Below are 9,163 nucleotides of genomic sequence, written 5' to 3'. Positions count from 1 at the left end.
GCCCCGCCCCCTGCCGGCTCCCCGTCGTCGCGCCCCGCCTGGCTCGCCGCCCTGCTCAACCGCCGGATGCTGATCTGCATCTTCACCGGTTTCTCGTCCGGGCTGCCGCTGTACCTGCTGCTGAACCTGGTGCCGGCGTGGCTGAAGACCGAGGGGCTGTCGCTGAAGGCGATCGGCGCGTTCGCGCTGATCCAGTTCCCCTACACGTGGAAGTTCGTGTGGGCGCCGCTGCTCGACCGCTTCGGCATCCTGCCGTGGCTGGGGCGGCGACGGAGCTGGATGTTCCTGTCGCAGCTGGGCCTGCTCGCATCGATCGCGTGGCTGGGACAGCTGTCGCCGACCGACAACCTGACGCTGGTGGTCGCGCTGACGGCGGCGCTCGCGTTCCTGTCGGCGACGCAGGACATCGCGCTCGACGCCTTCCGCCGCGAGATCCTGCCGGAGATCGAGCTGGGGCTGGGCAACGCGATCCACGTGAACGCCTACCGCATCGCCGGCCTCGTGCCGGGCTCGCTGTCGCTGATCCTCGCCGACCGCCTGCCGTGGAGCGAGGTGTTCCTCGTCACGGCGCTCTTCATGCTGCCAGGCGTCGCGATGACGCTGCTGGCGAAGGAGCCGGCGATCGCCGCCGGGGCGCCGCGCACGCTGCGCGACGCGGTGGTCGAGCCCTTCCATGAATTCTTCACCCGCCACGGGCTGCGCTCGGCGCTGCTGGTGCTGGCCTTCCTGTTCTTCTACAAGCTCGGCGATTCGCTGTGCACGGCGCTGGCGACGCCCTTCTACCTCGACATGGGCTTCACCAAGACCGAGATCGGCCTGATCGCGAAGAACGCCGGCCTGTGGCCGTCGGTGATCGGCGGCATCCTCGGCGGCATCTGGATGGTGAAGCTGGGCATCAACCGCGCGCTGTGGCTGTTCGGCGTCGTGCAGGTGATGAGCATCCTCGGCTTCGTGTGGATGGCGTGGCTGGGACCGGCGCCGTCGGATGCGGCACGCCTGACCGCGCTCGCGATCGTGATCTCGGCCGAGGCGGCCGGCGTCGGCCTGGGCACGACGGCCTTCGTCGCCTACATGGCGCGCACGACCCACCCCGCCTACACGGCGACCCAGCTCGCGCTGTTCACCAGCCTGATGGCGGTGCCACGCACCTTCATCAACGCGTCGGCCGGCTGGCTGGTCGAACGCATGGGCTGGTACGACTTCTTCTGGCTGTGCTTCTTCCTCGCCATCCCCGGCATGCTGCTGCTGATCCGCGTCGCGCCGTGGAACGGCGAACCGAAGGCGATCGTGGCGGCGCCCCGAAGCGCCTGAACGCTCCGCCTGACTCCTCCTTTTCCTCCAACGATGACCCCGACGACTGCCGATACCCTGATCGCCGCCGCACGCGAACTGTCCGCCACCCTGTCCGCGATGCGCTTCGGCACGCCGGTGAGCCACGTCTACAACCCGCTCGACTATGCGTGGGCGATCCACGAGGACTACCTGCGCCGCTATGCGGCGGGCCGCAAGCGCGTGGTGTTCGTCGGCATGAACCCGGGCCCTTTCGGCATGGCGCAGACCGGCGTGCCCTTCGGCGAGATCGACGCGGTGCGCGACTGGCTCGGCCTCGCCGGACCGGTCGGCAAGCCGACGGCCGAGAATCCGAAACGCCCGGTCGAAGGCTTCGCCTGCGCCCGCTCGGAGGTCAGCGGACGCCGGCTGTGGGGCCTCTTCCGCGAACGCTTCGGCACGCCGGAGGCCTTCTTCGCCGGGCATTTCGTCGCCAACTACTGCCCGCTGGCCTTCTTCGACGGCGGACGCAACGTGACGCCGGACAAGCTCGCCGTGGCCGAATCCGCGCCGCTGCTCGCCGCCTGCGACGCGCACCTGCGCCGCCTCATCGACGCGCTCGAGCCGGAATGGGTGATCGGCATCGGCGCCTGGGCGGAATCGCGCGCGACGGCGGCGCTCGACGGACGCAGGCTGCGCATCGGCCGCGTGCTGCACCCCAGCCCGGCGAGTCCGGCGGCGAACCGCGGCTGGTCCGAAGCGGCGGGCCGCCAGCTCGCCGAACTGGGCGTCTGGTAAGGCCGGCTCGGCAGCGGACAGCCACCACCGGGCCTGCCGGTGCGACCGTAACGCCCCCTGTCGGCCATCAGGCATTTCCCTCCGTACGCTCCGGTCAGGTGCAATTTCTTGTTGCATCTCCGGTTTGCGCCGCCTCCGCGTGCTGTGACATTTTGATAGCACGATCGGGCAGGAGTAAGGCCGTGCTGGTTGCCGACACGCGCATCGCGCCGGATGCCCTCCCCTCGCCGGGACGGCACGCGCCGGTCGAGGTCGTGATGATCGGCCATTGCCCGTCCTTCGACGGCAGCGCCGAGTGGAAGCGGCTCGCGCGCGACCTCGCGGTACTCGCCGACATCGCGGCGCTCGGCTTCACCGCCGAAGTGGAGCGCCTGCGTGCGCTCGACGAGGGCGAAGTCGAGGCCGAGCCCGGCGACGGCGCGCTGTTCGCGCTGTACCGCTTGCCGATCCCGATCCGCTCGCTCGCCTACTTCCAGGCGCTCTTTCCGCAGGCTTTCGAGACCGACGGCGGCTATCGCAGCGCGCTCGCCGGCCGCGCCGCGTGGCTGCCGGCAGCGGTGCAGGACTTCTTTGCCGGCGCCGAGCGGAGCTTCGGCGACACACGCACGCTGTGGATCATCCGCGTGCCCGAGTCGGAGGGCGTGCGTGCCTTCCTGCCGCACCCCCACCCCCGGCAGGCCGAACCTTCGCAGCTGGGGGCGTTCGAGCGCGCGCTGCTGATCGAGCGCGCGGGGATCGTGGCGCTCCCCGACCTCGAACGCCTGCTGCTCCCCGCCACACTGCCGGACGTGCCACAGGTGCGCCTCGCGAATTCCGCGCTGGCGCCCCCCGAGAGCGGCGAGATGCCGGCCGCGGACGGAGCCCCCGGAGCGGGCGACGTCGTGGCACCGATCCTGCACACGCTGGGGCGTGTCCGCCCCGACATGCAGTGCCTGCTGACGCTGCCGCTCAATCTGCGCCCGAAGGACGAGCTGCCGGCGCCGGCGCAGGAGTTTCTCGACCAGATTGCGCAGCTCGCCGGCGAGCTGCGCCACCTGCAGCTGCTGTGGCCCTACCTGCGCAGCGCGGCGTACCCGCTCGCGTCATCCTGCGGGCTCGTCGCCGGCATGCAGGCGCGCGTCTCGCAAAGCCATGGCGTGTGGCAATCGATCGCCGGCCGTCCGCTGCCCGGCGCGGCGCAGCCCTGGCCGCCGGTGACGCCACAGCAGGCATGTGCGCTGCGCGAAGCGCCCGGCGTAACGGTGCTGCTCACGCGTGCCGGCACGCTGCAGGTCGATGACGAGACCGTGTGCGCCCCCTGCCTGCCGGCCGCGGACCGGCCCCGCGTGAGCACCCCGCACGGCGCGCAGGCGCACTGGCGCTCCGCCGAGGTGATGCGCTTCATCGGCTGGCTGCGCCGCGGGCTCAAGGCCCTGGGCGAGCAGCTGCTGTTCGACACGGATCCGCAGGACCCGCGCCCCGAGCTCGCACTGCGCGCCTTCTTCGAGCGCCTGCACGAGGCCGGGGCGCTGCGCGGCGCGCGGCCCGAGAGCGCATACCGCATCCGGGCGATTCCGTCGGCCGAATCGACGATCGCGTTCGAGATCGAGATCGCGCCGGCCTGCCCGATCGACCGCCTGCGCCTGACCTTCCTGCATGACCGCCACGCCGCCGTGACGGAAACCCGTATCGAGGCCGTCGCGGGCTGATGTCATGGCACCCGGACGCGGATACACTGCGTCTATTTGCCCAAGACGCTGCGCGCCTGCCCATGCCGCTCTTCCGCACCGTGAAGTTCCGCCTGATCGGACTCGGCGTCGTGCTCATCGTCGTCGGGGTCCTGGTGCGGCAGGCCGTCATGCTGCCCGCGGTGCGGGACCGTGTGCACGAAGTCGCGGCGGACGCACAGCTGTCGATCGCGACCCATCTCGCGCGGGACATCGCCAACAACCTGCGGGGGCGCCGGGCGCTGATCGGTGAATTGGTGGCCACGCTGCCGCCCGCACTATTGGCACAGCCCGCGCAGCTCGCCGCATGGCTCGGCGAGCGCGAACGCCTGAATGCGCTCTTCGACCGCGGGTTGCGGGTACTGCAGCCCGATGGCGAACGGGTGGCGGACAGCCCCCAGGCCGCCATCGGCAATCCGTCCCCCTGGCCCGCCGTCGCCGAGGCCGATTGGTTCCGCGCGGCGCTCGCCTCGGAGGGTCCGGTGGTCAGCAGGCCGCAGCGCAACGGTTCCGACGGCGCGCCGGTCATCATCGTGGCGGCACCGCTGCGCGATGCCGGCGGGCGCGTGCTGGGCGTGCTGGCTGGCGAGCTGCGGCTCGACGCGGGCGGCCTCGGCGATCAGCAGGAGCAGACGCGCCTGGGGGCAGGCGACGGATTCCTGGTGATCTCCCCCGCCGACGGATTGTTCGTCGCGTCGAACGATCCGGCCAGGGTACTTCAGCCCACCCCGGCACCGGGTGTCAACCCGCTGCTCGATCGCGCGATGGCGGGATATCGCGGCACCGGCATCATGGTCGAGCAGGGCACGGACAAACTCGCGTCCATCGCCGCCGTGCCCGACACCGGATGGCTCGTCGTCGCGCACAAGCCGACGGCCGAGGTGGCGCAACCGGTCGCGGAGCTGCGCCGCCTCCTGTGGCGCAATTCGTTCGGGACGATGATCGGCCTGAGCCTCGTCCTGTTGGTGTTGATGCCGCGCCTGCTGCGCCCGCTGACCGATGCGGCCCGCGCGATTCGCGAGATGGCCGACGGCAGGCGGGAACTCGCCCCCCTGGCCGTGACGCGTCAGGACGAGGTCGGCGACCTACTGCTCGGATTCAATAGCCTGGTCGCCCGGCTGCACGACAAGGAGCAGACCCTGCTGCAGACGCTGCAGCAGCTCGACCAGCTCGCCGGCACCGATGCGCTGACCGGGGCGTGGAATCGGCGCCGGTTCTATGAAGCCGTGGCGCAGGAAGTGGAGCGTGCCTGCCGCTATCGCCATCCGCTGGCGCTGATTCTGCTGGACGTCGATCTGTTCAAGGGCATCAACGACCGCTATGGCCACGTCAAGGGCGACGAGGTCCTGCAGGTGGTCGCGAACTGCATCCGCGCCACCCTGCGCACATCCGATTCGCTGACTCGCTGGGGCGGCGAAGAGTTTCTCATGCTGCTGCCCGAGACCGATCTCGCGAACGCGGCCGTGCTGGCCGAACGCGCGCGGGCGTGCATCGCAGCGCACCACATCGACGGCATCGGCAGCGTCACGGCGAGTTTCGGCGTGGCCGAGCTGGGCGACGCCGAATCCCGCGATGAATGGATCGCGCGCGCCGATGCCGCACTCTACCGCGCCAAACAGGGCGGCCGGAACCGCGTCGAGGCCGACCGTGCCGTGAGCGGCCGCAAGGCCGAGCCGGACGGACTGGTCAAGCTCGTCTGGCATAGCTCCTTCCAGAGCGGCGACGCCGAACTGGACGCCGAGCACCGCGCGCTGTTCGACGACATCAACGCGCTCTGGACCCTGGTCGTCGCGGAACGGCCCATCGACGAGATTCGCGCGACCATCGACGCGCTGTACCGGAAGATGGTGCGCCATTTCCGCGACGAGGAACGGCTCCTGCAGCGCATCGACTACCCTGAGCTCGCCGCACATATCCAGCTGCACGACGCACTCGTCGGCAGGGCCGACGCGTTGCTGGAGGATTTCCGCCGCGGCCGCGCGGACTTCGGCGCGCTGTTCGCCTTCCTTGCCCATGACATGGTCGCCAAGCATATCGTCAGCCAGGACCGGGCCTATTTCTCCTACCTGAGCAAGAGCGGACAGGCCCGGTGTCTGTGAATCATCAACCCGGCAACGCCCCCGCGCCGGTGCGGAAGAAATATCCCGACCAGCTCACGATCCCCGCGAACTTGGCGCTGTCCTCGTAGAGGTAGGGGTTGATCCCCGCCGGATTCACGAGGTCGAGGCCGATCGAGGTCGCGAACGCGGCGAACGCGAGGCCGAGCAGGATGTAGTCGGTGCCCAGGATCAGGCGCCGGAAACGGACCAGATAGCCCAGCACGAACGCGGCGTAGCCAGCGAACACCGCCTTTTCCGGAATGCCGAGGGACGGAAAGAATTCCTCGTGCAGCAGGAACAGATCATCGCAGGCGAGCACCGCCGTCAGCAGGCCCGACACGAGCAGGAAGCGTCGCGCCTCCTGCGCCTCCGGCCGTGCCGGCAGAAGCCACGCGCAGAAGAAGCAGATGGCCGCCGCGCCGGCCCAGACGAAGATCCCGAGCTGCGAGAGGAAGCCGGTATACGCCGGCACGCCGGCAATGCTCGTGACGTCCGACGTCAGCAGATGGATCGGCACGCCTTTCCATACTCGCAACAACAGCACGGTCCCGATCGGGACCGCCGCCGCGGCCGCGATCAGCACAAGGGCCGGCAGGCTGGAACGCAGGGGCGCCTGCGGGGACAATGGGGAGCTCATCGATTGCATGGTCACCTGTTGTGAAGCGAGGCAGTGCATCGATCATAGCCAGCGCCCCGTCCCATGCGGCCGCGCGATTGAAACAAAAAATAGGCGGCCGTCCGATACCGCCGGGTCACCAGGGCAAGGCCTGCCCCTGGAAATCCAGGAAATGCACTCCGCCCTTGCCCGACGCACTTTCCAGCACGCGGCACACGCCTCGCGTGCTGGTCTCGATGTCCAGCGGCGCCGCGGTGCCGCCCATGTCGGTCTGCACCCAGCCCGGGTGCAGGCACAGCACCGTCGGGCCGGACTCTCCCAGACCGGCCGCGAGGCTGCACACGAGGTGGTTGAGCGCCGCCTTGCTTGCGCCGTACAAGCGGTGCTGCGGCTGGGCGAGCGCCGCGCTGCCCATGATCGAACTCATGAAGCCGAGCACGCCGTCCGGTTTGAGCCGCGGCAGCAGCTGCTCGGCCATCTGCAGCGGCGCGATGGCGTTCGTCATGAACAGCGTGCCCGCTTCCTCCAGCGTCGCCGGCGCCACGTCGCGATGCTCCGGCCCGGAAATGCCGGCATTGACGAACACGAGATCGAACGCGTTGCCATCCAGACGACCGGCCAGCGCCTCGCGACTGGCACGATCGCAGATATCCACGCGCTCCACCCGCACGCCATCGATGGCGGCCAGCGCCGCGGCTCCCCTGTCGTCGCGACAGGTGGCGACGACCTGCCAATCGCGTTGATGAAAGTGCCGCACGAGCCCCAGGCCGAGTCCCCGCGATGCGCCGATGATCAGGGCGGTCCTTGCCATTTGCTGCTCCTCTGGTCGGAAAAGATGTCCCAAGGATAACAAGCGGCAAGCCGGTTTTTGTGCACGCGCGATGTCGCAGCGGGTGCGAAATAGGCGATGCTGCGGTTTTGCGCAGCGTTCCGGACTCGAATCATGCAAAACCGCAGTCGTTCCGCCGTCGATCTCGCCAGCTTCGCCGTGATGGCGATGCTGGCCGCCTTCGTGCTCTTACACCACATGGTGGCGGCCCTGTTCGCGGGGATCCTGACCAGCCAGTTCATCACGCTGCTGGCGGACGGCATTTTCCGGCGCGTATCACACAGGCACTCGAAAGTGCTGGCCGCACTGGCGGTGTTCCTGGGCCTCTCGGGCATTGTCGTCGGAGCGGTGATGCTGGGCATCTTCGCGACCAAGGGGATGAGCGAGGAATTCGGCAGCCTGCTCGAAAAAATGGCGGCGATCATCACCCGGGCAGAAACGCTCCTGCCCGCGGTCGTGGTCGAGAATCTGCCGCGGAGCGCGGCGGATCTCAAGCAGGCGATCGCGGATGCGCTCAGGCACAACGCCGACCAGCTGGGCAACATCGGCAAGGGTACGGCGAGCACCCTGGTCCACGTCCTGCTGGCCGTGATCATCGGCGCGATGGTGGCCTTCCATCGTTTTGTCGATCCCGCCGAGACGCGGCCTTTCGCGCAGGCGCTGCGCACACGTATCGGATGTTTCGCGCGCTCCTTCGCGAACGTCGTCTTCGCGCAGGCGCGGATTTCCGCGATCAACACGACCTTCACCGCGATCTATCTGGCGCTCGTCCTGCCCCTGCTCGGTCATCCGCTGCCCTACACGAAGACGATGATCGCGATCACCTTCCTCGCGGGCCTGCTGCCCGTGATCGGCAACCTCATCTCGAACACCGTGATCGTGGTGGTGAGCGCGGGAACCACCCCGATCGTCGCCGTCTGGTCGCTGGCCTTTCTGGTCGTGATCCACAAGCTCGAATATTTCATCAACGCCCGCATCGTGGGCTCGCGCATCAACGCGGCCGCGTGGGAACTGCTGCTGGCGATGCTGGTCATGGACTCGCTCTTCGGCGTCGGCGGTCTGGTGCTCGCGCCCATCCTCTACGCCTACGCGAAGGCCGAGCTGGCGGCGCACGAGCTGCTCTGACTTCCCGCCGGCAGGCATAATCGCTCAATCCCGCCCCGCGTCCCCGACCCGCATATGCCCTCGCACATCGACCACCTCTTCATCGGCGCGCTGCGCCCGCTGCCCCCGGAAGGGCAGATGACCGGCATGTACAAGCACCCTGCCCGCGGCCCCGTTGCCGTCGGCCCCGAAGGTTTCGCCGGCGACTACCAGGGCGACCGCCGCGTCCATGGCGGCGCCGAGAAGGCAGTGCATCACTACCCCGCCGAGCATTACCCGCGCCTCGCGCAGCGCTTTCCCCACAGCGCCGCGATCCTGAAGCCCGGCACATTGGGCGAGAACCTGTCGACCCGCGGCTGGACCGAAGAGACGGTGTGCATCGGCGACCTGTTCCGTGTCGGCACGGCGCTCCTGCAGTTGAGCCAGCCCCGCAGCCCGTGCTGGAAGATCGACCATCGGCTCGACGCCGAAGGGGCGTCGCTCTTCGTCGCGCACGAGGGCATCATCGGCTGGTACTACCGCGTGCGCGAAGCCGGCACGATCGCGCCCGGCGACGCGTTCGAACTCGTCGAACGCCCCAACCCGGATCTGAGCGTCGCGGCCTACTGGCGGGCGACCCTGGAACACCGTCCCGATCCCGCGCAGCTGCGCGCGATGGCCGCGGCAGCCGGACTCGCCCCCGACAAGGCGCAGCGGCTCGCCGAACGCGCGGCCTGGCTGGAGAACAATCCGACCACCACCC

Annotated in this window: 8 protein-coding genes; 6 read left to right on the top strand and 2 right to left on the bottom strand. The window is 69.3% G+C overall.

The window, feature by feature from the left end; translation table 11 throughout:
* The 4 genes from GPA22_RS21975 to GPA22_RS21960 all read left to right on the top strand — a co-directional run.
* On the top strand, positions 1-1,311 hold a 1,311-nt coding region (locus GPA22_RS21975), incomplete at its 5' end, for an AmpG family muropeptide MFS transporter (RefSeq protein ID WP_425483974.1).
* 33 nt (positions 1,312-1,344) lie between these two features.
* On the top strand, positions 1,345-2,067 hold the full coding sequence (locus tag GPA22_RS21970; protein ID WP_169258203.1) for a uracil-DNA glycosylase family protein: 723 nt from the start codon (positions 1,345-1,347) through the stop codon (positions 2,065-2,067).
* A 182-nt stretch (positions 2,068-2,249) separates the two neighbouring features.
* Positions 2,250-3,755: a hypothetical protein gene (locus tag GPA22_RS21965; protein ID WP_169258202.1), complete on the top strand. Its 1,506-nt coding sequence runs from the start codon at positions 2,250-2,252 to the stop codon at positions 3,753-3,755.
* 110 nt (positions 3,756-3,865) lie between these two features.
* Positions 3,866-5,872: a diguanylate cyclase gene (locus tag GPA22_RS21960; RefSeq protein ID WP_169258201.1), complete on the top strand. Its 2,007-nt coding sequence runs from the start codon at positions 3,866-3,868 to the stop codon at positions 5,870-5,872.
* 4 nt (positions 5,873-5,876) lie between these two features.
* Here the strand turns inward: GPA22_RS21960 and GPA22_RS21955 are convergent, their stop codons facing one another.
* Together GPA22_RS21955 and GPA22_RS21950 are read right to left on the bottom strand one after the other, a co-directional pair.
* On the bottom strand, positions 5,877-6,509 hold the full coding sequence (locus GPA22_RS21955; RefSeq protein WP_246264627.1) for a hypothetical protein: 633 nt from the start codon (positions 6,507-6,509) through the stop codon (positions 5,877-5,879).
* A 115-nt stretch (positions 6,510-6,624) separates the two neighbouring features.
* Complete coding sequence (locus GPA22_RS21950; protein WP_169258200.1) at positions 6,625-7,299, bottom strand: SDR family oxidoreductase; 675 nt, start codon at positions 7,297-7,299, stop codon at positions 6,625-6,627.
* 132 nt (positions 7,300-7,431) lie between these two features.
* On the opposite strand from GPA22_RS21950, the gene GPA22_RS21945 reads away from it, so the two are divergent.
* Together GPA22_RS21945 and GPA22_RS21940 are read left to right on the top strand one after the other, a co-directional pair.
* Positions 7,432-8,442, top strand: a complete 1,011-nt coding sequence (locus GPA22_RS21945; RefSeq protein WP_169258199.1) for an AI-2E family transporter — start codon at positions 7,432-7,434, stop codon at positions 8,440-8,442.
* Positions 8,443-8,496: 54 nt separating this feature from the next.
* The coding region (locus GPA22_RS21940) for an MOSC domain-containing protein (RefSeq protein ID WP_169258198.1) at positions 8,497-9,163 on the top strand (667 nt) is incomplete at its 3' end.

The organism is Aromatoleum toluvorans, assembly GCF_012910905.1.
Taxonomy (GTDB): domain Bacteria; phylum Pseudomonadota; class Gammaproteobacteria; order Burkholderiales; family Rhodocyclaceae; genus Aromatoleum; species Aromatoleum toluvorans.
The sequence above is the reverse complement of the archived record's forward strand: the minus strand, read 5'-3'. Positions and strand labels throughout refer to the sequence as shown.